Annotated in this window: 20 protein-coding genes, 3 pseudogenes and 1 other annotated feature; of the genes and pseudogenes, 6 read left to right on the forward strand and 17 right to left on the reverse strand. The window is 49.1% G+C overall.

Features of this window, described 5'->3' with window-relative positions; genetic code table 11:
* The first annotated feature begins 93 nt into the window (after positions 1–93).
* On the forward strand, positions 94–291 hold the full coding sequence (locus B9L19_RS14045) for a hypothetical protein (RefSeq protein ID WP_013146066.1): 198 nt from the start codon (positions 94–96) through the stop codon (positions 289–291).
* A 13-nt stretch (positions 292–304) separates the two neighbouring features.
* On the opposite strand, the gene pepF is transcribed toward B9L19_RS14045, so the two are convergent.
* The 4 genes from pepF to mecA form a co-directional block, all read right to left on the reverse strand.
* A complete protein-coding gene (pepF, locus tag B9L19_RS14050; RefSeq protein ID WP_025948664.1) occupies positions 305–2,128 on the reverse strand; it encodes an oligoendopeptidase F in 1,824 nt (607 codons plus the stop codon).
* The gene (locus tag B9L19_RS14055) at positions 2,128–3,456 is read right to left on the reverse strand and encodes a competence protein CoiA (protein ID WP_025948665.1); all 1,329 of its coding nucleotides are present in this window, start codon (positions 3,454–3,456) and stop codon (positions 2,128–2,130) included. The genes pepF and B9L19_RS14055 overlap by 1 nt, the downstream gene beginning before the upstream one ends.
* Before the next feature lie 184 nt (positions 3,457–3,640).
* Positions 3,641–5,149, reverse strand: coding sequence for a cardiolipin synthase (gene cls, locus B9L19_RS14060; protein WP_025948666.1), 1,509 nt, complete (start codon positions 5,147–5,149; stop codon positions 3,641–3,643).
* A 97-nt stretch (positions 5,150–5,246) separates the two neighbouring features.
* Positions 5,247–5,927 carry an adaptor protein MecA gene (mecA, locus tag B9L19_RS14065; RefSeq protein WP_025948667.1) on the reverse strand — a complete coding sequence of 227 codons (681 nt, stop codon included), beginning with the start codon at positions 5,925–5,927 and terminating at the stop codon, positions 5,247–5,249.
* A gap of 210 nt (positions 5,928–6,137) precedes the next feature.
* Between mecA and B9L19_RS14070 the strand changes: the two genes are divergently transcribed.
* A complete protein-coding gene (locus B9L19_RS14070) occupies positions 6,138–6,797 on the forward strand; it encodes a TerC family protein (protein WP_025948668.1) in 660 nt (219 codons plus the stop codon).
* A gap of 50 nt (positions 6,798–6,847) precedes the next feature.
* Here B9L19_RS14070 and spxA read toward each other — a convergent pair whose 3' ends face one another.
* Complete coding sequence (gene spxA / locus B9L19_RS14075) at positions 6,848–7,246, reverse strand: transcriptional regulator SpxA (protein ID WP_011230318.1); 399 nt, start codon at positions 7,244–7,246, stop codon at positions 6,848–6,850.
* A 302-nt stretch (positions 7,247–7,548) separates the two neighbouring features.
* Between spxA and B9L19_RS14080 the strand changes: the two genes are divergently transcribed.
* Entirely contained in the window at positions 7,549–7,728 is a 180-nt protein-coding gene (locus tag B9L19_RS14080) for a hypothetical protein (protein ID WP_047753515.1), read from the forward strand.
* 88 nt (positions 7,729–7,816) lie between these two features.
* Here B9L19_RS14080 and B9L19_RS14085 read toward each other — a convergent pair whose 3' ends face one another.
* The 5 genes from B9L19_RS14085 to B9L19_RS14105 all read right to left on the reverse strand — a co-directional run bounded on the left by B9L19_RS14085 (position 7,817) and on the right by B9L19_RS14105 (position 13,551).
* The gene (locus B9L19_RS14085) at positions 7,817–8,752 is read right to left on the reverse strand and encodes an ABC transporter ATP-binding protein (protein ID WP_025948670.1); all 936 of its coding nucleotides are present in this window, start codon (positions 8,750–8,752) and stop codon (positions 7,817–7,819) included.
* Positions 8,745–9,809: an ABC transporter ATP-binding protein gene (locus tag B9L19_RS14090; RefSeq protein ID WP_425268986.1), complete on the reverse strand. Its 1,065-nt coding sequence runs from the start codon at positions 9,807–9,809 to the stop codon at positions 8,745–8,747. The genes B9L19_RS14085 and B9L19_RS14090 overlap by 8 nt, the downstream gene beginning before the upstream one ends.
* An 18-nt stretch (positions 9,810–9,827) precedes the next feature.
* On the reverse strand, positions 9,828–10,850 hold the full coding sequence (opp3C, locus tag B9L19_RS14095) for an oligopeptide ABC transporter permease (protein WP_033023954.1): 1,023 nt from the start codon (positions 10,848–10,850) through the stop codon (positions 9,828–9,830).
* A complete protein-coding gene (opp3b, locus tag B9L19_RS14100) occupies positions 10,847–11,776 on the reverse strand; it encodes an oligopeptide ABC transporter permease (RefSeq protein WP_025948673.1) in 930 nt (309 codons plus the stop codon). The genes opp3C and opp3b overlap by 4 nt, the downstream gene beginning before the upstream one ends.
* 122 nt (positions 11,777–11,898) lie before the next feature.
* Positions 11,899–13,551 carry a peptide ABC transporter substrate-binding protein gene (locus B9L19_RS14105; protein WP_047753516.1) on the reverse strand — a complete coding sequence of 551 codons (1,653 nt, stop codon included), beginning with the start codon at positions 13,549–13,551 and terminating at the stop codon, positions 11,899–11,901.
* Between the two features lie 428 nt (positions 13,552–13,979).
* Between B9L19_RS14105 and B9L19_RS14110 the strand changes: the two genes are divergently transcribed.
* Entirely contained in the window at positions 13,980–14,354 is a 375-nt protein-coding gene (locus tag B9L19_RS14110; RefSeq protein WP_025948675.1) for a DUF3899 domain-containing protein, read from the forward strand.
* 50 nt (positions 14,355–14,404) lie between these two features.
* Positions 14,405–14,637, forward strand: a binding site (T-box leader).
* Positions 14,638–14,687: 50 nt separating this feature from the next.
* The gene (gene trpS / locus B9L19_RS14115) at positions 14,688–15,674 is read left to right on the forward strand and encodes a tryptophan--tRNA ligase (RefSeq protein ID WP_025948676.1); all 987 of its coding nucleotides are present in this window, start codon (positions 14,688–14,690) and stop codon (positions 15,672–15,674) included.
* Between the two features lie 61 nt (positions 15,675–15,735).
* Here the strand turns inward: trpS and B9L19_RS14120 are convergent, their stop codons facing one another.
* The 5 genes and pseudogenes from B9L19_RS14120 to B9L19_RS14140 form a co-directional block, all read right to left on the reverse strand.
* The gene (locus B9L19_RS14120; RefSeq protein ID WP_025948677.1) at positions 15,736–16,476 is read right to left on the reverse strand and encodes a YjbA family protein; all 741 of its coding nucleotides are present in this window, start codon (positions 16,474–16,476) and stop codon (positions 15,736–15,738) included.
* A gap of 85 nt (positions 16,477–16,561) precedes the next feature.
* Entirely contained in the window at positions 16,562–16,768 is a 207-nt protein-coding gene (locus tag B9L19_RS14125; protein ID WP_011230308.1) for a YuzI family membrane protein, read from the reverse strand.
* A 136-nt stretch (positions 16,769–16,904) separates the two neighbouring features.
* Positions 16,905–17,705, reverse strand: coding sequence for a DUF2268 domain-containing putative Zn-dependent protease (locus tag B9L19_RS14130; RefSeq protein ID WP_025948678.1), 801 nt, complete (start codon positions 17,703–17,705; stop codon positions 16,905–16,907).
* 430 nt (positions 17,706–18,135) lie between these two features.
* Positions 18,136–18,516 carry a DUF6262 family protein gene (locus B9L19_RS14135; RefSeq protein WP_047753429.1) on the reverse strand — a complete coding sequence of 127 codons (381 nt, stop codon included), beginning with the start codon at positions 18,514–18,516 and terminating at the stop codon, positions 18,136–18,138.
* Position 18,517: 1 nt separating this feature from the next.
* Positions 18,518–19,963 (reverse strand): annotated as a pseudogene (locus B9L19_RS14140) (tyrosine-type recombinase/integrase); the annotation flags it as partial.
* 147 nt (positions 19,964–20,110) lie between these two features.
* Between B9L19_RS14140 and B9L19_RS14145 the strand changes: the two are divergent.
* A pseudogene (locus B9L19_RS14145) lies at positions 20,111–21,472 on the forward strand (IS4 family transposase).
* Positions 21,473–21,511: 39 nt separating this feature from the next.
* Here B9L19_RS14145 and B9L19_RS14150 read toward each other — a convergent pair.
* Together B9L19_RS14150 and B9L19_RS18795 are read right to left on the reverse strand one after the other, a co-directional pair.
* Positions 21,512–21,667 (reverse strand): annotated as a pseudogene (locus tag B9L19_RS14150) (IS701 family transposase); the annotation flags it as partial.
* 95 nt (positions 21,668–21,762) lie between these two features.
* Complete coding sequence (locus B9L19_RS18795; RefSeq protein WP_128733402.1) at positions 21,763–21,915, reverse strand: LuxR C-terminal-related transcriptional regulator; 153 nt, start codon at positions 21,913–21,915, stop codon at positions 21,763–21,765.
* Positions 21,916–22,389: the final 474 nt, after the last annotated feature.

A 22,389-nucleotide genomic window follows, 5' to 3' on the forward strand; every position in this document is an offset into this window, starting at 1 on the left:
TTCACATTATTGTCATAATTCGCCCTGCGTCATGATCAGGCAGACAAACAGCATATAATCAACTAAAGCAAATGGGAAGAGGTGGCCATCGCCATGAAGCAACGCATCGTCTTATCCCTTTGGGCGGCGGCATCCACTGCCGCCTTTATTCTGAACTTGTTGGGCCTCATGCAACTCCTTCCGCTTTGGGCGACCATGCCGCTTTTGTTCCTCTCCTTGCTTGGATTGGTGGCGACATGGAACCGCCGCCATCAGTTTCGTGGATTTCCGTCCAAACGAATGCGGCTGTAGCGCCGCATTCGTTTCATTTCTCAAGCAGCCGCTCCATCTCATCAAGCTTCTCCGCAAACACTTGGCACGCTTGGCGAATCGGCTCGGCGCTCGTCATGTCAACGCCGGCTTTTTTTAACACTTCAATCGGGTAATCAGAGCTGCCGGCTTTCAAAAAGTCGATGTACCGTCTCACCGCCGGTTTGCCTTCTTCCAAAATTTTCTTGCTGAGTGCAGTCGCCGCGCTGAAGCCGGTTGCGTATTGGTACACGTAGTAGTTGTAATAAAAATGTGGAATGCGCGCCCACTCGAGGCCGATTTCTTTGTCCACGACAATATCATCGCCAAAATACGTTTTATTTAAGTCGTAATAAAGGGACGTCAACGTCTCGGCCGTCAACGCTTCGCCTTGTTGCGCCTTCAAATGGATCAAATGCTCAAACTCCGCGAACATCGTCTGGCGAAAAACCGTGCCGCGGAACCCCTCAAGATAATGGTTGAGCAAATAGAGCCGCTTTTTCTCATCATCGATCGTTTTCAGCAAATAGTCGTTCAACAACGCCTCATTGCACGTCGACGCCACTTCGGCGACAAAGATCGAATAATGGGCATACGGATACGGCTGCGTTTTGCGCGTATAGTAGCTGTGCACCGAATGGCCAAATTCATGCACAAGTGTAAACAAATTGTTCACATTGTCCTGCCAGTTGAGCAAAATGTACGGATGGGTGCCGTACGCTCCCGACGAATAGGCGCCGCTTCGCTTTCCTTTGTTTTCGCGCACATCGACCCAACGGTTGTCAAGTCCCTCTTTTACGATCGCCACATATTCCTCGCCAAGCGGCGCAAGCCCTTCAAGCATATATTGCTTCGCTTCCTCGTACGTCACTTCCATTTTCACTTCTTGCACAAGCGGCGTGTATAAATCGTACATATGCAGTTCATCAAGCCCAAGCACTCGTTTGCGCAGCCGTACGTACCGGTGCAACAGCGGCAAATGTTCATGAATCGTAGCGATCAAGTTGTCATAGACGCTCTCCGGAATGTTGTTCGCATCCAACGCCGCTTCCCGCGCCGAACGGTAGCGGCGGATGCGGGCGAAAAAGTTGTCTTTTTTCACCGTGCCGGCAAGCGTATTGGCGAACGTATTTTGAAACTTCTCATACGTATGGTATACGGCGTAAAACGCATCGCGGCGGACGCGGCGGTCCGTGCTTTCTAAAAAGCGGATGAACCGGCCGTGCGTGACTTCGACTTCCTCGCCGTTTTCATCGATAATCGTCGGAAACGTCAAATCAGCGTTGTTCAACGCGCTGAACGTGTCGGATGTCGCCTGCATCACCTCGGCTGCCTGCGCCAATATCGCTTCTTCTTCTGCCGACAATACATGCGGGCGCTGGCGCGTAATTTCGTCTAACGCGTGCGCATACAAGCGAAGCGGTTCGTATTGTTCCAAAAACGAGCGCAGCACCGCTTCATCGATCGCCAAAATTTCCGGCACGATAAACGCCATCGCGCTCGCTGCTTCGCTGTACAAGCTTTTCGCCCGGGCGTCGAGCCCTTGGTAAAACGAGTTGGTCGTATCTTGATCATAGCGCATATGGGCGTATGTATACAGCTTGCCGAGGCGCATCGATACGTCATCTTGACATTGCAATGCTTCATACAGCACTTCCGGCGATTCGCCAAGCCGCCCTTTGTATTCGCCAAGCTTTGGAATCATCGCCTTCACTTGTTTGAACTCTTCTTCCCAGGCGTCATCGGTGGGAAAAATGTCCTCAAGCCGCCACGTTTCTTCCACCGGAATCTCGCTTCGCAGCGGCAGCGACTTTTTCGTTTTCTTTTCCTCCACCGTCATCATTCCTCCTTATCCAAATAATCGATACACGAATTATTATTCACCATTCCGTTCATCTTTTCCTGTTTTCTGCTCATTTTCTCCGCGTTTTGAAATTCAAGCGCCTCCCAATAGCGGCTAAGTGTTGGCGTTTGATGAATTTGCTCAAGAAGCGCAGCATCTTGATGAATCATCTGATCAACGGTAGACGGAAACGACAGCGGCTTCACTAAATGAAGCTGGTCTCCCTCTTCGCGGCGGAGATAGCCAAGCAGGCTCAACCAATGCAAATACTCGGCGACAGCCTCACGATACGTATCCCGGCCGACAAGCGGCAGCCGTCGCGGAACGAGGCGGCCGGTGCGGATTTTGTCATCGAGCCACTGAAATAAAGATACTGCCGTCGCCGGCCGTCCGGTCTTTCCAAGAAGAAACAAAAGGACATACGTTTGCCAAATGAACGGCGCCGTCTCCCATAAATACCCACGCGGCACCGGCCAGCCTGCTTCGGTCGGAAACAGTGATGGAACGATGCCCGCCTGGTAAAAATCAGCACAAATGCGGCGCACGGTTTGGTTTGGATAAAGGGGAAACGTCCGCCGCCATTGTTTTTTTCGTTCGAGCCATCGTTCCCAAAACGTGGGTGAAAGCGGCAGCGGGCAGGGGGCCATCCAATCGGAGAACGAAAACGACGAAAGCAGAATCGAATCGACCGCAGCGAATGTTCGCTGCACTGATAGCGGCAGCGGGCGGAAAAGACGGATGAAGCGCTTCGTCTCTGGGCTGTAGTACCATATATGCGGAACAGCCGAATGCGGGGCACGGTGGGCAAACAGCCACTGAAAGCGGGAGAGCTGCACTTCCCCCGAATATTTTGGCGAACGACGCAAATGATGGGCTCCTAACACCCATAACGGGCGGATGCCGAGGCGACGGTAGCCGTCATTGCGTTCGCGAAACAGCGATTCATCGATCGTGGAACATTGGTATTCGAGGGCATAAAGGTGTGGGCCATGGCGGAACAATACGTCAGGACGCTGCTTGATGGCGGGCAAATACGGCTCGAGCTTCGCCTCCATGCCTTGGCGAATGAGCCACGCGAACAAGTCTCGCTTCCCGGTTAAGTGACGCTCCGACTCAGGTTCGTGCTCGACCGGGCAGGCCGCCCCTTTTCGATGGGCGAAATGAGGCAAACGGTAGCGGCCCGACCGGAGCACCACTTCTTGACGGCACGCGGGGCAAAAAAACGGTTCTTGCCGTTTCAAGTCCATCAATCTCTCTTTCCCCCATCTTTCCGCCCCGGCAAGCGAAACCGTCCTGCCATCAGCTGAGAGAGCGACAAACAATATGATCACTTCCTTTCCAGTGAAACATGATTTCCTGTGGGCGAAAGCAGCTGGGATGTCCGCTGCTCCCCTTCACCGTCGAGTTCTTCCCTTTTATTCGTTGACCATCGCCGGTTTTCCTGCCCAAAGACAAACTGCGCCGAAAAAAGTCCGCCGATTCGGCGGACTCGCGTTTACAAACGGTTGGTTACAACAAAGGCGACAACAGCCGGGAGACCGATTCCGCAATGCGCACCCGGAACGGGCGCTGTTGAAACTGTTCGTAGTCGATCATGGAAGCGTGGCGAAAATCTTCCAAAAAGTCGCGGACGAGTTTATGAATGCTGTCGGTATAATACAAAAAGGCGTTCACTTCAAAGTTTAAATGGAAACTGCGCATATCCATGTTCGCCGTTCCGATCGAGGCGAGCTCGCCATCGACGACGATGACTTTGCTGTGTAAAAACCCTTTCTCATACTCGTAAATTTTCACCCCAGCCTCGAGCAGCTCGGGAAAATACGAGCGCGAAGCGTAAAAGACAATTTTTTTATCCGGACGCTTCGGCGCCAGCAGGCGAACATCGATGCCGCTTAACGCCGCCACTTTGAGCGCCGTCAAAATGTCTTCATCCGGCACAAAGTACGGCGAGGCCACCCAAATCGACCGTTTGGCCGACGTAATCATGGCAAAATACAGCTGTTTGATCACTTCCCACTTTTGGTCCGGACCGCCGGCAATGAGCTGCACCCCGCCTTGCCCTTCCTCGACGATGAGCGGCGGCGACAAATAGTCCGGCGTCAACAAGCGTTCTCCCGTCATGTAATACCAATCTTGCAAAAAAATGAGCTGGAGCGTCCGGACGGCTTCACCGCGGATCAATAAGTGCGTATCGCGCCAAAATCCGAAATATTTGTTTTTTCCTAAATACTCATCTCCGATGTTCAGCCCGCCGACAAAGCCGACGCCTCCATCGATGACGATGATCTTTCGGTGATTGCGGAAATTGATCTGGTTGCTTAAAAACGGGAGGCGTACTGGTGAAAACGGGATCATCTCGACGCCAGCCGCGCGCAGCTCCTCGATATAGGCGTTTGACAACTTCCAACTTCCAACGGCGTCGTACAAAAAACGGACGCGCACCCCTTGGCGCGCCTTTTCCATCAAGACGCGCTTCAACTGTTGGCCGATTTCATCATGGCGGACGATATAATATTCTAAATGAATATGGTGTTCCGCTTTTTCCAGTTCAGCAAAGATAGAAGAAAATGTCTCCTCTCCGTTCGTCAACACTGCCGTCTGCGAGGCGAGTGAAACCGGATGCTGGCCGATGCGATAAGCAAGGCGCAAAAGTGGACGCTGATGGGGCGCCATCGGCAGCCGCTCGACGGCAATCGGCGACGGCTCTTGAAACTTGAGCAGCACCGCCTCATCAAAATGGGCTTTCTTTTTATAGCGCCGTTGTTGCCAATAGTTGCGCCCGAACAATAAATAAAACAAAAAGCCGACAATCGGAAAGCTCCCCAGCACCGCCAGCCAAGCGATCGTCTGCGCCGGCTTTCGATTCTCAAGAGAAATGACCAGCGCAATAAAGATGACGGAACAAGACATCAATACGCTGAAAAGACCAAGCAGCTTCCCTTCCCAAAACCCGTTCGTCAATGCCAGCAACGCGCCGACAATGACCACAAGAATCGCCACTCTCGATGTGTTTCGCAACAAAACCCCTCCACCCAGCTCTTCATGATGGCCGTTTTTCTTCCACTAACGTAGAAAACGCCGATTTCTAGCGGCGAAATCGGCGGAATGGAAACAATTATGAGACTGGAAAATACGTTTTGATCGTTTCGAGTGCATTGTCGCCCATAATTTCAGTCCCGTATTCTTCAAGTCGATAAATCGTCAGCTGGGAATCGCTTCCGTATTCCAACAGAAGGCTGAGCATATTGTCTACTTCCTGCTCGGTGTAGCGCTCGTCAAACTCGACGAACAAGTAATAGTGGCCTTCAAATTGGAACAGGCGGTTCGACAACCGAGAGAAGTCAGCGCGATGGGCCAAGGAAATGACGTCCTCGATGTCCTTGAACGAAAGGATGAACTGAAGAACGTCTTGCTCTTCTCTCTCCTCGGCGTCCCCGCTTTGACCAAAGTGGAAATGGTGGCCGAACAGCGATTCCATCTTTTCATCAGCTGACAGCGAAAACTCGCGCCATTTCTCTTCTGGAAGCGGCAGCTCGAGCTTGCTTCCGTCTTTGGACAACTGCGCTTTCGTCACGACGACTTCAAGCCCTTTTTCGAGCGCCTGCACTTGGATCCAAAGCGGACCGTCGAGCGAAAAATCGCTTTCCCCATGAACTTCATCCATCATTTCCCAAAACAACTCTTCGCTTCGTTCCCGATTGTACCAAATTTCCTCGCGGTCAAAACCCCGCTCCTCTATATCAACATAGGAAATGTAAAATTTCACGGTATGCTCGTTGATGCGTTCGATTTCCATTTCTCAACTCTCCCTTCTAAAACAGAGAAATAAAAAAGGAAGGGATCGTGCCCCTGAAACGGTTTCAATCAAAACTGATGATCTTGTACTTTTATTTTATGATAAAAAGTGAAAGAAGGGAAATAAAAAAACGCATTTTTAAAAATTGGTTATGAAACCGGCCATGCCCTACTATAATGATGATGAACACGGACGGAATGAGGGACGCCTATGGTGGATGAATACATCGTTTCCATCTTGCTGATTATCGGCATTGATGTCATTCTTGGCGGGGACAATGCGGTTGTCATTGCGCTGGCAAGCCGCAACTTGCCGGAACAAAAGCGGAACATCGCCATTGTCCTCGGCACGGCGCTGGCGATCGCCATCCGCATTTTGCTGACCGCAGCGGTCGTATGGCTGCTAACCATCCCGTTTCTGCAACTTGCCGGCGGCCTCCTCTTGTTTTGGATCGCCTTGAAACTGATCGGGCAAAAAGACGAAAAACCGACGATGATCAAAGCCGAACCGTCGCTTTGGAAAGCCATCCAGACGATCGTCGCCGCCGATGTCGCCATGGGCCTTGACAACGTCATCGCCATCGCTGGAGCGGCTCAAGGCCATATCGGACTTGTTGTGTTCGGTTTTCTCTGTTCCGTTCCTATCATCATTTTAGGCAGCAAAATCATCCTTTATGCCATGGAACGATTCCCGATTCTCATTTATGCCGGCGGCGCCCTCTTGGCGTACACCGCTGGAAAGATGATCGCTGCCGAAGAGCGGTTGCGCCCGTTTTACCCCCCGAATGGGGAGGCGCTGTTTCCCATGGCGGCGGCCGTTCTTGCCGTTTTGCTCGGCTTGGCGGCCCACCGTCGGTCGCGCGCCGCATAAAGCAAATGATAAAAAACTTCTACATGGCAGGCCATGTAGAAGTTTTTTTATTACCCGTTCACCAGCCGCTGCGCTTCACGAAGCTGATACGCCCGCACTTTGCGCGGCAGAAAGCGGCGGATTTCATCTTCGTTGTAGCCGACTTGAAGCCGCTTTTCATCAATGATGATCGGTCGGCGCAAAATGCCTGGGTTTTTTTGAATGAGTTCGTACAAATCTTGCAGCGGGAGAGCTTCCAAGTTAATGTTCAGCTTCTGGAATACTTTCGAACGGGTGGAAATGATCTCATCCGTCCCCGTTTCCGTCATCCGCAAAATCTCTTTAATCTCCTCGACCGTGAGCGGCTCGGAGAAAATATTGCGCTCGACATAAGGAATATTGTGCTTCTCGAGCCACGCCTTCGCCTTGCGGCATGACGTGCAGCTCGGTGATGTGTATAGCTTGACCACTTCGATCACTCCTTTTGACAAGGAATCCCTTGCTTCCCTCGTCCGTCAGACGACAGACGTGCACCGCTATGCCGGTTTGACGTCTGACAGCATAGCGACACGGCCTGGACACCAGTCTGGCGATCAGCCGCTTTGCCAATCGTTTGCAAATTGAAATGACTTTAACATGATATATTATACAATACATCGGCCAAGAAAGATATAGTTTTTCGATGATAAATGCAATTTTCTTTCTTTCCTCTTCCAAAGTGAAGGCAAATCCTCTACAATCAAAGTAGAAAAGGAAAAGGGAGGAAGAACCGATGGCCGGCTATTTCATCGACTTTGCCATTGCTTCGGCATTGATCGTCGTCCTCACCGCATTGATGGGGAACATCAGCAACACGATCGGGGAGCGGCTGTTCGGCCGAAAACGGGAAAAGCACGTCGAGGCCTCCCGCCGCATCCAACAAGGATGGAAAGTCGTCGGGGGAAAAAAATAACGCGCCAAGACAGGCGCATAGGCGGGCGCCGCCTCTTTCACCGTTCGCATCATGCGGCGATGAAGGAGCGGCGCTCTTTTCGATTCTGCTAGGCATACATCGCCCGATATCGCTTATATTCTTCCTCTGAACAAAGCACAAAATGGCCGGGGGTAATTTCACGGAACTCAAGTTCCTCTCCATCTCTGTAGCCATGTTGCGCCGGGTCGTAAACAATTCGCTTGCGCGTCCGCTCCGTTTCCGGATCCGGAAGCGGAATGGCCGACAAGAGCGCCTTCGTGTATGGGTGGATCGGATTGCGGTACAGCTCTTCCGATTCAGCAAGCTCGACCATTTTCCCGAAATACATGACGCCGATCCGGTCGCTGATGTATTTGACCATCGACAAGTCATGGGCAATAAACAAGTACGTCAACCCTTTTTCACGCTGCAGGCGCTTCAGCAAGTTGACGACTTGCGCCTGAATCGACACGTCAAGCGCCGAAATCGGCTCATCGGCGATGATGAATTCCGGCTCGACGGCAAGCGCCCGGGCGATGCCGATCCGCTGGCGTTGACCGCCGGAAAACTCATGCGGGTAGCGGCTCGCATGCTCGCGGTTCAAGCCAACCGTCTCAAGCAATTCATACACGCGCTGCATCCGCTCCTCTTTCGTTTTCGCCAATCCGTGGATGTCAATGCCCTCAGCGATAATGTCGGCGACCGTCATCCGCGGATTGAGCGACGCATACGGATCTTGGAAAATCATTTGCATTTTCCGGTTTAACTCTTTCAACTCTTTTTTCGTTTTTTTGCCGTGCACATTGACCCCGTTAAACAGCACTTCCCCGTCTGTCGCCTCATAGAGCCGAATGATCGTCCGCCCCGTTGTCGACTTGCCGCAGCCCGACTCGCCGACAAGGCCGAACGTTTCCCCTTTATAAATGTCAAACGTGACGCCGTCGACCGCTTTGACGACCTCGCCGCGGCCGGCCGGGAAGTATTGTTTTAAGTTTTTCACTTCAAGCAGCTTTTGTCTAGCCACGCGGCTTCCCTCCTTTCCGGGCGACAATGTCGGCAAACCGTTTCATCCGTTCGCGCACAACAGCCGGCGGTTCCACTTTCGGCGCCATCTCATGCAAGAGCCATGTCGCCGCATAGTGCGTATCTGAGACTTGAAACATCGGCGGCTCGAGCTCGTAGTCGATTTTGAGCGCATACGGATTGCGCGGCGCAAACGCATCGCCTTTTGGCGGATTTAACAAATCTGGCGGCGAACCCGGAATCGAATACAGCTCCGTATCTTTATGATCAAGGCTCGGCATCGAGGCGAGCAATCCCCACGTGTACGGATGTTTCGGATTGTAAAAAATTTCATCCACCGTGCCGATCTCCACGATTTTCCCGGCATACATCACCGCCACACGGTCGGCCATGTTGGCGACAACCCCTAAATCATGGGTGATGAAAATAATCGACATGCCGAGCTTTTTCTGAATGTCTTTCATCAACTCCAAAATTTGCGCCTGAATCGTCACATCCAGCGCGGTCGTCGGTTCATCGGCGATCAAAATTTTCGGATTGCACGCCAAGGCGATGGCGATGACAACACGCTGGCGCATCCCGCCGGAAAATTGGTGCGGGTATTGCTTCATGCGCAGCTCGGCGTTTTTAATGCCGACGAGCTGCAACAGTTCAATCGCCCGTTTGCGCGCTTCGTCTTTCGACAGCTTTTGATGCTTTAAAATCGCTTCCATAATTTGTTTCCCAATCGTCATCGTCGGATTGAGCGACGTCATCGGGTCTTGGAAAATCATCGAAATTTTCGCACCACGGATCGATTGCATGTCTTTCTCCGACAGCTTGGTCAAATCTTTTCCTTCAAATAAAATTTCCCCTTGCTTGATTCGGCTTGGCGGCGTCGGCAACAGGCGCATCAACGCTTTTGAAGTCACGGATTTCCCAGACCCTGACTCGCCGACGATCGCCAGCGTTTCTCCCTTATACAAGTCGAACGTGACGCCGCGCACGGCTTGCACTTCACCGGCATGGATGTCAAAAGAAATGTGCAAATCGTTCACCTGCAAAATTTTTTCCACCATTCTCACCCCTTCCGTCGATTATTTGCGCATTTTCGGGTCAAGCGCATCGCGGATTCCGTCTGCCACCAAGTTGAAGCTTAAAATAAGCAAGCTGATCACGACCGCTGGAATAATCATCAAATGCGGATACGTCTGGATCGATTTGTATCCGTCATTGACAAGCGAGCCGAGCGACGCTTCCGGCGGACGGATGCCAAGGCCGATAAAGCTCAAAAACGCCTCGGTGAAGATGGCCGATGGAATTGTGAACATCGTCGTAATGATGATCGGGCCGATGACGTTCGGAATCAAATGTTTGAAAATGAGCCGTGATGTCGGCGCTCCGAGCGTCCTCGCCGCTAACACGTATTCCATATTTTTTAACTTCAACACTTGTCCGCGCACGATCCGCGCCATCGTCGTCCAACCGGTAATGACCATCGCTAACGTGATGGAAATGATTCCAGGCTCAAAAATCAAAATGAACAAAATGACCATAATTAAATACGGGATGCCGTTTAAAATTTCAATGATCCGCTGCATCACATTGTCGACGCGGCCGCCATAGTAGCCGGAAATGCCGCCGTACGCAATTCCGATCAACAAGTCGATCAACGCCGCCAGCAAACCAATGTAAAGCGAAATGCGCGTGCCATACCACGTTCTCACCCACAAGTCGCGGCCTAAGTCATCCGTGCCGAACCAATAATACTCTTTTACGCCGCGCTGTTTATACACATCAACGCCGTTCGCATCCCGGCCGTCAAACGGAAGCCAATGGATATGTTCAAGCACCGGGATTTTCGGCGGAAGTTTCGCATGCCGCAAGTTTTGATCTTTATACGTCCGGTCGCTCGCCATCGGGGCGATGATCGCCATGAGCGTCAAAATGATAATCATCACGAGCCCGACGATCGCTGCCTTGTTTTCCCGAAGGCGAAGCCAAGCATCCTGCCAAAACGTCAAGCTCGGACGATTGATTTTTTCCTGCTCACCGACGTTCGGCGGGGCGGGCTGAAACCATTCCGGTGACAGTTGTTCGTATTGTTGTTTCGCCATCATTTTTTCCCTCCCGCTAACCGGATGCGTGGGTCGACAACCCCGTACAACACATCAACGATGAATACTGCCAAAATCAACAAGGCGGAATAAAACAACGTCGTTCCCATAATAACCGGGTAATCGTTCAGTTCAATCGAACGGACAAACTGCTCTCCAAGACCAGGGACGGCAAACAGTTTCTCAATGACAAGCGTTCCCGTCATTAAATTGACGGTCATCGGTCCTAAAATGGTAATGACGGGGATAAGCGAGTTGCGGATGGCGTGCTTGATGATAACCCCCGCCTGGCTGATCCCTTTCGCCCGAGCCGTCAAAATGTAGTCAGAGCTTAACACTTCCAGCATTTCCGTGCGCATAAAGCGGGCGATGCTGGCGATGACCCCGACAGACAGCGCCAATGTCGGGAGAATCGTATATTTGAAGCCTTCCCAAAAAGCGACCGGAAGCCATTGCAGTTTCACAGCGATAAAATATTGCAAAAACCCCCCTAACACAAACGACGGGATCGAGGCGCCCAACACCGCAATGACCGTAGCGGTGTAATCTTCCCAATGATTATGTCGAATCGCCGCGACAATTCCGAGAATCAACCCGACGATCGTCCCAAACACAATCGCCTGAAACCCGAGCTGGGCCGACGGGCCGATTCGATCGCTGATGAGTTCTGCCACGGGGCGGTTGTCATATTGGAACGATACCCCCAAGTCTCCTTTCAGCAAATTCCCTAAATATTGAATGTATTGAACCGGCACGGGCTTATCCAATCCGTACTCTTTTAAAATAAGCGCCTTCTGTTCCGGCGTTAATTTCTCTTGGTTCTGAAGCGGCGAACCAGGCAACAGCTTCATTAAAAAGAACGTCAACGTCGCAATGATAAACAACGTGATGATCATATAAACGAACCGCTGAAGCGTATACCGCGCCATGACCGCACCTCCTCTGCTTTTCTTATAATCTTCGTTGTTTTTCGACATTTTTCGCCTTGGCAGGCAAAAGGAGAGTATATGCCCGATGCATATACTCTCCTCCGCATCTCTCAAGAGAACGGTTACTCAATATACGCCCATTTCAAGCTGTAGTCGGCGCCAAACGTGTGCGTGACGAAATCTTTGACGTATTCGCGTTGCAAATACGCAGCGCCGCGTTGGTACAGCGGAGCGATCGGCATTCCTTCAAAGACGATTTTTTCTGCTTTCAGCATCGCATCCCAACGAGCTTGTTGATCGTTGGCCAGCGTCGTTTGCGCGTCTTTGATCAGCTTGTCGTACTCAGCATTCGACCAGCCTGTTTCGTTGTGCGGGCTTGTCGACGTCCAAAGCTGCAGGAACGTCATTGGGTCTTGATAGTCCGGGCCCCAGGCGGAGAACGACAAATCATATTGCATGTTGCTTTCGAGCTTCAGTTTTTGCGCAAACGGTTGCTGCTTAATGTTGATCGTCAAGCCCGGCAAGTTTTGCTCGAGCTGCGCTTTCACATACTCGCCGATTTTTTTCGCGTTGTCGGTGTCATAGTTCAGCAGTTCAAGCGTAAATTTGTCTTTGCCCAGCTCTTTTTTCGCTTGCTCCCACAGTTTTTTCGCTTCATCCGGATTGTAATTGACCAAATCGCCATTCACATCGCGGAAGTCTTTGCCATCCGGACCGGTGACGAAGTCTTTCGGAACGGTGAACTTCGCCGGAATCGAACCGTTGTTCAAGAGCGTATCGACCATCGCTTGCGTGTCGATTGCCATCGCAATCGCTTTGCGGGCGTTGACGTTGTTCAATGGTTCTTTTTTCGTGTTCATGCGCAGCCAGTAAAGCGACGGGTCCAATTTCGTATGGAAGTTTTTGTCGTTTTTATACTTGTCGACGAACTCCGCCGTCAAGCCGACGCGGTCCACTTGTTTTGTTTCATACAAGTTGACGGCCGTCGCCGTGTCTTTGACGACTTTCACATTGACTTTTTCCAGCTTGACGTTGTCTTTGTCCCAGTAGTTCGGGTTTTTCGTATATACCCAGCCTTGTTCGTGCTTCCACTTGCTCAGCACGAACGGGCCGTTGTACAGCGTCGTGTTTGCTTCAAGCCCGTATTTTTCGCCTTGCGCTTTCACAAATTTTTCGTTTTGCGGCATAAACGTGCCGAACGCCGTCAAGCCGACGAAATACGGAACCGGGTTTTTCAGCTCGACTTTCAAGGTGTAGTCATCAAGGGCTTTGACGCCGACTTGGTCAAGTTTCACCTTGCCTGTGTTGGCTTCTTCGGCGTTTTTAATGTCGTACATGATGTACGCATACTCGGATTTCGTTTTCGGATCCAACACGCGCTTCCAAGCGAATTCAAAATCGTGCGCCGTCACCGGATCGCCGTTTGACCACTTCGCGTCTTGGCGAAGCTTGAACGTATACGTTTTGCCGTCTTGGCTCACTTCATAGCTTTCCGCGATCCCTGGCACCGGCTTGTTGTCTTTGCCTAAACGGTACAGACCTTCCATGACGTTGTTCAACACGATGAACGATACTTGGTCGGTGGCGAGCGCTGAATCAAGCGACGGGATTTCTTGGCTTTCAAGCAAGTTCAGCACCTGCTCCTTTTTCTCCGCCGGCTTTTCGCCGCTCTTGCCGCCTTGGGCGTTATTGTTGTCCTTGCCCCCGCCGCACGCTGCGAGGAACGTTGACAGCGCGAGAAGCAGGACGAGGAAGAAAGAAAATCGCTTCTTCACGAAAAACCCCCCTTAAAAATTTATGTAGCGTATTGCAAATCTTCTGAACCATTTGATTTCAGAAGATTGCACTTACATCGCTTATTATATCCTGTGTTAGTATATTTGAAAAGGATTTTTTTATTTCCTTAAATAAAAAAATTTCAAACTACTTAAAAACAAGATGGGGATCGGATTCATTTACACCTGCATTGTAACGACTTTTATCACAATTGTAAACAAAAAATTTCTGCCTACAGAAAAAAAGAAAGCGCTTACAATATAATTTTTTTTTGCCCTCCCTCTCAGCTTCGAATCAAATTTCTCCTGAACTTCCAAGTTTCTTCTATATTTTTTAATATAATTTTGTTAATAATTTTGACAATCTTCCCGCCCGCATGATTTATGATAAAATAAGCAGTGAGAAGGGAAAGGCGGGAACAGACGACATGAAACAAACGGCTGTGCGGACTGGATGGCTCGTCGCCGCGATGCTGGCGGTGAGTGCACTCATCGTAATAGGGCAAGGAGCATGGACCACGGTGGCCTTTATTAACGTTTCGTTTTTGCTATCCCTTTTGCCTCTGTCGCTTGGCGGGCTTTTGTTTGTTTATGAACGCGGGTTTTTCAGCGGATTCGCATACGGGTTTCGCCGATTGCGCAGGAGCAGCACGAAGGTGGAGCGGTATCTTGAGGAAGCGGCAGCAGAACATGAATCGGATGAGCCGCTCGGTCCGAGGCGCTTTGCCGTCACGTATCCGCTTCTCTTTTCTGGTCTGCTTCTGTTTCTGACGATGATTGCCGCCGGATATGCCGTGCAATAAGGTTGCAACAGCTGAATGTTTTCCGTATAATATAAGGCAAATCTCGAATAAACCGAGCGATGAGAAAGAAAAGTACATATGGCGATGCCTTCAGAGAGCTTGTGGACGGTGTGAACAAGCGGCTAGCCATATGGAATGGGCTTTCGAGCTTCCCGCCGAACCGGCGACGCAGTAGGCGGGGACGTTCCCCGCGTTACAGGGGGCCATGCGCTATGCATGGACTGAGCGATTGCGCTTGTCGGCGCAATAAGTAGGGTGGCACCGCGGTCCTACCGTCCCTATCAGAGGGCGGGCAGGGCCTTTTTTATTTTCTGCTTGAGGGAGTGAAGATCGATGAAAACGATTTTTTCCGGTATTCAGCCAAGCGGCGTCATCACCCTTGGCAACTACATCGGGGCATTGCGGCAGTTTGTCGAGTTGCAGCATGAATACAACTGTTATTTTTGCATCGTTGACCAACACGCCATTACCGTTCCGCAAGACCCACACGAACTGCGGCAAAACATCCGCCGCCTCGCCGCTTTGTATTTAGCAGTCGGCATCGACCCGACGCAAGCGACGTTGTTCATCCAGTCAGAAGTGCCGGCACACGCTCAAGCCGCTTGGATGCTGCAGTGCATCGTTTATATCGGCGAACTTGAGCGGATGACGCAATTTAAAGAAAAATCGGCCGGCAAAGAGGCGGTCAGCGCTGGACTGCTCACGTACCCGCCGCTGATGGCCGCTGACATTTTGCTTTATAACACCGACATCGTCCCAGTCGGCGATGATCAAAAGCAGCATATCGAATTGACGCGGGATCTGGCCGAGCGCTTCAACAAACGGTATGGGGAGCTGTTCACCATTCCTGAGGCGCGCATTCCGAAAGTCGGCGCTCGCATCATGTCGCTTGTCGACCCGACGAAAAAAATGAGCAAATCCGACCCGAACCCGAAAGCGTACATCACACTGCTTGACGATGCGAAAACGATCGAGAAGAAGATCAAAAGCGCGGTCACCGACTCCGAAGGAACGATTCGCTACGACAAAGAAGCGAAGCCAGGCATTTCGAACTTGCTCAATATTTATTCGACGCTGTCCGGTCAATCGATCGAGGAGTTGGAGCAGCAATACGAAGGAAAAGGATACGGCGTCTTCAAAGCAGACCTCGCTCAAGTCGTCATCGAAACGCTTCGACCGATTCAAGAGCGGTATCACCATTGGACGGAAAGCGAGGAGCTTGACCGCGTGTTGGATGAAGGGGCGGAAAAAGCAAATCGGGTTGCATCGGAAATGGTGCGCAAAATGGAGCAAGCCATGGGGCTCGGGCGGCGGCGGTAAATAGCTGCATCGAGCGAAGCCATACAAAAACGGGCAGGCGCCTATCGCCTTGGCCCGTTTTTTAATTGACTTTTGGTTCTTGCTCCATTTCCCACAGTTTTTCGAAAAATGGCTGCCCTTTGATCAAGTTTTCGCACAGCTGCTCATGCCGTTCGGACCACCCGTATTTCGTCTCGTTATACAATTGTTCCCACGCTTCATCAAAAGACATGTTTTGAATAGCGGCGTATTTTTCCGGCGCCCATTCCGTATACCAATAGCGCATCTGGGCCGTATTTTTTGTCGAATAAAGCTGGTCCAGCGCCATAAACAACAGCTGTTTCAACTGCCGCTCTTTGCGCGTGAGTCCGCACATCAGTTCCGGAGCCGGCGATAAAATGTGGTATTCTTTTTCATACCTTGGCAGCGGATAGTCCCGTTCCTCCGCTTCGGCCGCCATTTCGTAGACGAGTTGTTCCTGACGCGGAATGAGACGGCTTTTGCGAATCGGGATTTGATAACCGATTGTATCGACAGCCAAAACGCCGGCGCCGTCCGTGACAACGAAACAATAGTCCAGCTGAATTCGTTCATGGTTTTTGCGGACATACGCCTTCTGATGCACATCGTCCAAAAGCGGCTTCGGAAGCTCGGACAAGCTGTTTTCAATGTAATGAAACAGCGCCGGGGATACTTTTAACAGCGGCACTTGGTCGAGCAGCTCGATTTGATCGTCCTTGCGCCATTCATGGAAATGGCAGACGTTGTATCCGTTCTCTTGTCCTTCAAACCAATTGACCCAAATGTCGTGCAGATAAAGCATGCGAGACCCCTCACTTCCAGACGTGTTTGTCCATCAGTATAGGCAGAGGGGCAGAATTTTATTCCATTTCGTCCTCTTTTCCCCTCTAGGGGCTGCGGCTTGGAAACGTCAAGCTCCCCCACATCAAAAGAAGGCCAATAGGGAATAAATAACATTCCACCCTTGTCGAAATATAAGATAAGTATTCGCTAAAACCACGCTCTGGAGTGATGATGTTCAAATAGGCGATTACCATCATGCCGCCGACGACCGAAAAACCGAAACCGACCAAATAAAAAAACAGGCGGACCACCGGGCTTTCCCTTCCTTCTTGTCCACGTCCTTGTTCTACATATATGTCGGCGTCATGGACAACATGCCTGTTCACGCCCGATGTCCCTAAGATTCTTGTGATAACCGGACAGCGGCGTCCGCCATGCGGTTTCGAGCTAAGACGCTCCCTGTTCGCCTGAAAAGCCCGCCAACTCCGCGATGTCTTTCGCTTCCATCGTCATCAATTGGGCGAGCGAATATCCTCTTTCCAGGCAGCGACGGACGATGGCATACCCAACGGCATAGCCCCCCATTTTCGGATGCCATCCAAGTCCGTACAAAATGCGGGAAGTATGTGGATGCGAAACGGGCAAATGTTTGTTCGGGACTATATAGCGCCGCCAAAACCGTTCCATCTCCCGATCGGTGTAATACTTCGTCCAGACCGCGCACTGCTTGACGCCGACTGTCTCGGCGACGGCATGCTCCGCCAACCCTTCCATCACGACGGCATCCAGCAACGTCGCATCTTCACCTTCGTTCGGCAACTGTTTGAGACGGCATACATGGTTGTACTCATGCGCCACCAACGCGGCGATCTCCTTGTTGCTATGATCTGGAAGCAAGAAGAAAAACAGCTTATCGGCAAACGCCACCCCGCCTTTTCCTTGAAACTCGCGCGCAAGCTTCCGGTTTTCGTCATCGGCCGGCAGCAAAAATACCGGAACATCCGGTCCCTTCCATATCCCCCGTTGCCGCTCATACAAACGGCCAAGACGTTCCCAAAGACGGCGCTCTTTCATCTTTGGCAAAAGCCGCTCGGCCTGCCGAGTGCTTCGGTACATGCCATACATCCGTAAATAGCTGTAAATCTCACGCGCCGACGCTCCTTTAAAAAACGAACTCAACCTCCCGCACAACCGGAGCGGGTCCCCCTCATCCTCTTCCAGCCATCGATCGGTCGGAAGCAGCCCCATCGCTTTTCCCTCCTCGTATAGTATGTTTAGAAAGATTTTTAAATCGAATTTCCAGTTGGATATGCTCCTTGACAATCGTATATGTTTGAGTGATTTGCCCACGGGGGGAGGGGCGCGCCCCTCCCCCCCGTGGATCGCACCACATCGGGGTTGGACTTTTCGCGATGTTCCTGGATAATGATCTTGAGGATCATCGGGGCCACTCTTCTTCCCCCTGTAGCTTTGACTAGTTTTGTGTACAATTCATCTGAAGTCCTCCTTGGCATGATGGTAGGTGTTGTTTGACACCCCTGCATCATACCAAGAGGGCTTTTTTTGATCAAGTCCCCGGAAAAGCTCCTAACGGGAATGCTCCTTTTTGACGAACTATCTTAGTTAAGCATACTGCCTCGATAGTTGACCAAGTGATGAGAACACCGTTCTCATCAAACTAAAACTTTTTATAAACCTCTGCGTAAGCTACTTTTAACTGTTCCCGTAATTGCTTGTTTTCGTCTTCTAACTTTTTGATTTTTCGTTTCAACGATTCAATAAGAGCGTCTTTGTTGCTCTCATTCATTTCTCGCTTTATTTGTTTCGCAGTAGGAGCTTGTGCTTGTTGTTGGCGTAAGGTTTCAATACGCTCACGCAGTTCAGGATGGTTGTAAAGTGTCGCTTTCGCTACCCCTGCTTCCTTTGCTACGCTATTAAAATTAATGCTCTCATTGGCTCGTATCAGCCTTTTAATGGCTTCCTCGACCTTTTGATAGATGAGAGCCTTTCTGGAGGCATGAATGGCTTTCAAATGCTCTCTACGGTCATAATTAGCCATTTTAAACACCTTTCTTTCGTTTGATTCGTTCTAATCGCCCAAAGATAATATTGCCTTCTTTAATGGTGTTGAAGATTTTCTTGTAACGCTCTAAATTCTTTTTGTTTTTTTCAACCATGTCATATCTGCCATGTTGCTCTGCGAATTTTATCGTTTTTGTGGTCGTTTCGATTAATAGTTCATACTTCTTTATATCCGAATCAGAAAAACCAATGGCTAAGTCCTTACATGGGTTGCCACCGTTACACGTTAAACATGGAGGCGCTTCGGCATACGGACAATTCCCATTGATTCTTGCGTGACAAGTTCCATATGGATTGTCAATCGCGTTCAACTTGTGGTCGCGCCATAACGTTTCCAATATATCGGCTGGAATATCTTCATCGGGTTTTACTTCTCGGACCTCACCGTTCAGGTCAAAACTAAATACACCTTGTTTTATCGCTTCTTCAAAGGCTTTACGTTTGGTATTATCCAACAACTTAGCGTATCGCATGGTCATTTCAGGGGAGGTGTGTGCCAATAGTTCTTGAACGGTCAGAATATCCGCTCCACTGTTTAGCATTTTGACCGCATAGGTGTGGCGGAATTGATGTGTTTTGAAGTGAAACAGATTACCGTTTTCGTCTGTGATATTCTTGACTTTTGCTAATATATTGAGTTGTCTTTGAATCCAATCTTGTGAATATGGTTTTCCTTTGCGAGAACCACGATAACGAACAAAGATATATTTTTCAGGATTGTTGTCATCATTACTATTTTTGATGGATTTATCAATTAACACCGCAAGAATATTGGCTAATTCGTCGTCAATCGGAATACGGTGTCCTTTTACATACGTTTTTTCAATATCGGTCTCAATATAATATTTCCCGTTTAGTTTGACTAAACAATCTTGTGTTAACCCTAATACATCGGAAATCCGCAATCCTGTTTTAAACGCTACCCATATGACAGGCTGAACCTCTTTATGGAGGTCATTGATATGAGCGAATAGTTGTTCTAATACATAATCAGGAATGTAGTCAATTTGGTCAATGGATTTTTTCTTTGGTTTCGGTTTATCTTCTGGAAAAATTAACAACCTTACATGTGTTTCAGGAGCGATATCATATTCATACCGTTGAATATCTTCTAAGAACTTCTGTATGGTAAACAAACTTACAGAAATATATCTTTCAGGATTTGCGTTTTTCTGTTTTAAATGTTTTTTCGTATATTCGCGTAACCATTGGATGTATTGCTCCATATGAAACCGTTTTAACTGTTTCAAATCATTCCATGTAGGCTCTAATGAAAAAATGAATGTAATAAATGGTGTTAGGTATTTCATATAATTTCGGGCTGCACCCCAAGAGAAATTGTTTTTACTCAGTAATCGTTGTTTGATATATTTTTTTACTTGTTCCCGAATAGCTCGTTGCTCAATTTTTTTAAAATCTATATACTGTAGATGAGCATTTTTAATTACAATAATTTCCATGTTCTAAGAGACAAACAGGATACCCCTTAGGCCACATGGAGCTGTTTTTTGATCACATCAATGGGAATATCTTGCTTCGCGGCGTCATAAGTCTTAGAAAGGGTGGTTTTTTTGAAGACGTCCTTATCTCTCCAAGAAGAATGGCATTGTTTTTTAGACGGATTAAGAAGCGTGTTATCGTGCGAAGAACTTGAACATATGGCCCGAGATCATCAATTTATTCAACGAAAGGGGAAATTACGCGCCCATGATTTCGTGGCACTTTGCACATTTCTCCAGGAAGGAGGCGGTCAAAAATCATTGGTGCAGCTTTGCAGTGCTCTAGCTCTCAAGCAAAACACCTCTCTGAGTGCGGAAGGGCTCCATCAACGGTTTCATGAAAAAGCGGTGAGTTTCCTCAAAGCGGTGTTTGAAAAACTGCTCATTCATCAGACTCAGGAAGCCCGTCACTTATGTCAAAGACATTCGCTGTTTCGCCGGATTCGCATTCTCGATTCCACGTCGTTTCAACTGCCTCCTGAAATCCGGGGGATTGACGAGGGATGTACGGGGCCTGGGGTGAAAATTCAGCTAGAATATGAATGGCTAGAAGGGAAGTTTCTCCATGTGGACGTCGAAGATGCCCGTCATCACGACGCCGCCTACGGAGCGTCCCTTCGATCGAGCATCCAAGAGGGAGACCTTTGTTTGAAAGACTTAGGCTATTTTTCGCTTGAGGGATTGCAAGCCATTCATGATGCCGGAGCCTTTTATATTTCCCGGCTCAAACACAATGTAGGGATTTACCAAAAAGAAGGGGACCGATTTCGAAAATGGGAACCAGAGGATTTCCTTGCGGTGCTGCAACCCGGAGAAACCATGGAACTGGAACATGCGTATGTCAGTGGAAAGAAAGTTCATCAACCGCGGCTCATTGTGTATCGGCTGACCGAAGAACAGGAGCGACAGAAGGAAGGACAATGGAAACAGAAGGCGAAACGAAAAGGGGCCGCGTACGTGACGCGACGCCCCCACCCAATATATGTATATATCACCAATATTCCAGCGATTGATACCTCTTTGCACGAAATTCATACGCTGTATTCTCTTCGCTGGCAAATGGAAGTGGTATGTAAGACATGGAAATCCCTGTTTCACATTCATCGATTCAAACCGATGAAAGGGGCTCGCTTTCAGTGCCACCTGTATGGAACGTTGATTGCCTTATTGATCAGCTCCACTGTCATGTTTAAAATGCGGGAATGGCTCTATCGAAAACAGAAAAAGGAATTGAGCGAATAGAAGGCGATGAGTATGATCAAGGAGTTCGGTATGGATTTATTTCAAGCCTTATGGTGTTCTGAGGCGTTAGTTGTCCAACTCCTTTTAAAACTGTGTGACATCATCGCTCAACACGGAAAAAAATCAAGGCGTTATACAAAAAAGAGCGCTTTAGACATTATCGAGAGTTTGGTCATCATGCCGGTGTCGTAAGAAATTCCCGCCTCATACCATGAAAAAAACCTTCTATCAGTGATGGACATCGGTCAACGTTCCCGAAAATCCCTTGGTGGTCAAGGCATCGACAATGTGAACGAGATGCTTCAAGACCGGTTTGGAAAGTTGCAGCGTCAACCCCAAAGTGAAGAAAAACTTGTAGATTCCTTGGTGATGTGCTAATCTATTCATGGGACATGAACCTCCTTGTGGGTAGTTGGTAGCACATCTATTCTAACCAAGGAGTCCGGTTCATGTCTCCTTTTTTGTTTGATTGTCAATTTATGTTAGCGAATTTGCTCATCTACAGTTATGTAATATTCAATCATTCTTTGAGAATAGTTCAATTCGCTAGCAATTTGTTTATTGGGAATTTCACTGGCTATCATTTTTATGATTTTACATTCGATTTCAGTGATAGTCGGTTTCTCCTCTTTCATTTTCTCCTCCCCCTTACACTCCTGATTTTAACAAATGCGTGTACTAAAGGAATACGGGAGGGATTATTAAGTTCAAAATTGAACCTATTCTGTACTTTTCTTACTGATTTTTGCCCTATTTTTCATCATAGCATCCCTATTATTTTCCATATAAAAATAAAAAGCCCGAATTAAAAAATTCGGGCTGCCATAGCTTCCATAAATGATGTTTTGTCATTTAACATTCTCTCGATTTTTTTGGTGCAAGTGTTTGATGAAATTTTTATCTTTTGATAAGAAATATATTCCAATTGACGGAATATTAGTATATTTTTCTTTTTTTTTGATACGCTCGGTAATACATAAAGATAAAACATAGGCATAAAATAACCAATTTTACAGGCCAGATCACATGGAGGTAGAAAAGAGTTTCTACTATCACACTTAAGAAAATAAATTTAAAGTAGGATGGAGCTTTTTCAGCATAGCTATCAA

Source organism: Geobacillus thermocatenulatus (genome assembly GCF_002217655.1).
GTDB classification, from domain to species: domain Bacteria; phylum Bacillota; class Bacilli; order Bacillales; family Anoxybacillaceae; genus Geobacillus; species Geobacillus thermocatenulatus.

Coding starts and splice junctions, on each gene's coding strand:
- B9L19_RS14045 (WP_013146066.1), top strand. CDS start 94: ATGAAGCAACGCATCGTCTTATCCCTTTGGGCGGCGGCATCCACTGCC.
- pepF (WP_025948664.1), bottom strand. CDS start 2,128: ATGACGGTGGAGGAAAAGAAAACGAAAAAGTCGCTGCCGCTGCGAAGC.
- mecA (WP_025948667.1), bottom strand. CDS start 5,927: ATGGAAATCGAACGCATCAACGAGCATACCGTGAAATTTTACATTTCC.
- B9L19_RS14070 (WP_025948668.1), top strand. CDS start 6,138: ATGGTGGATGAATACATCGTTTCCATCTTGCTGATTATCGGCATTGAT.
- B9L19_RS14080 (WP_047753515.1), top strand. CDS start 7,549: ATGGCCGGCTATTTCATCGACTTTGCCATTGCTTCGGCATTGATCGTC.
- B9L19_RS14090 (WP_425268986.1), bottom strand. CDS start 9,809: ATGGTGGAAAAAATTTTGCAGGTGAACGATTTGCACATTTCTTTTGAC.
- opp3C (WP_033023954.1), bottom strand. CDS start 10,850: ATGATGGCGAAACAACAATACGAACAACTGTCACCGGAATGGTTTCAG.
- opp3b (WP_025948673.1), bottom strand. CDS start 11,776: ATGGCGCGGTATACGCTTCAGCGGTTCGTTTATATGATCATCACGTTG.
- B9L19_RS14110 (WP_025948675.1), top strand. CDS start 13,980: ATGAAACAAACGGCTGTGCGGACTGGATGGCTCGTCGCCGCGATGCTG.
- trpS (WP_025948676.1), top strand. CDS start 14,688: ATGAAAACGATTTTTTCCGGTATTCAGCCAAGCGGCGTCATCACCCTT.
- B9L19_RS14120 (WP_025948677.1), bottom strand. CDS start 16,476: ATGCTTTATCTGCACGACATTTGGGTCAATTGGTTTGAAGGACAAGAG.
- B9L19_RS14130 (WP_025948678.1), bottom strand. CDS start 17,705: ATGGGGCTGCTTCCGACCGATCGATGGCTGGAAGAGGATGAGGGGGAC.
- B9L19_RS14135 (WP_047753429.1), bottom strand. CDS start 18,516: ATGGCTAATTATGACCGTAGAGAGCATTTGAAAGCCATTCATGCCTCC.
- B9L19_RS18795 (WP_128733402.1), bottom strand. CDS start 21,915: ATGAAAGAGGAGAAACCGACTATCACTGAAATCGAATGTAAAATCATA.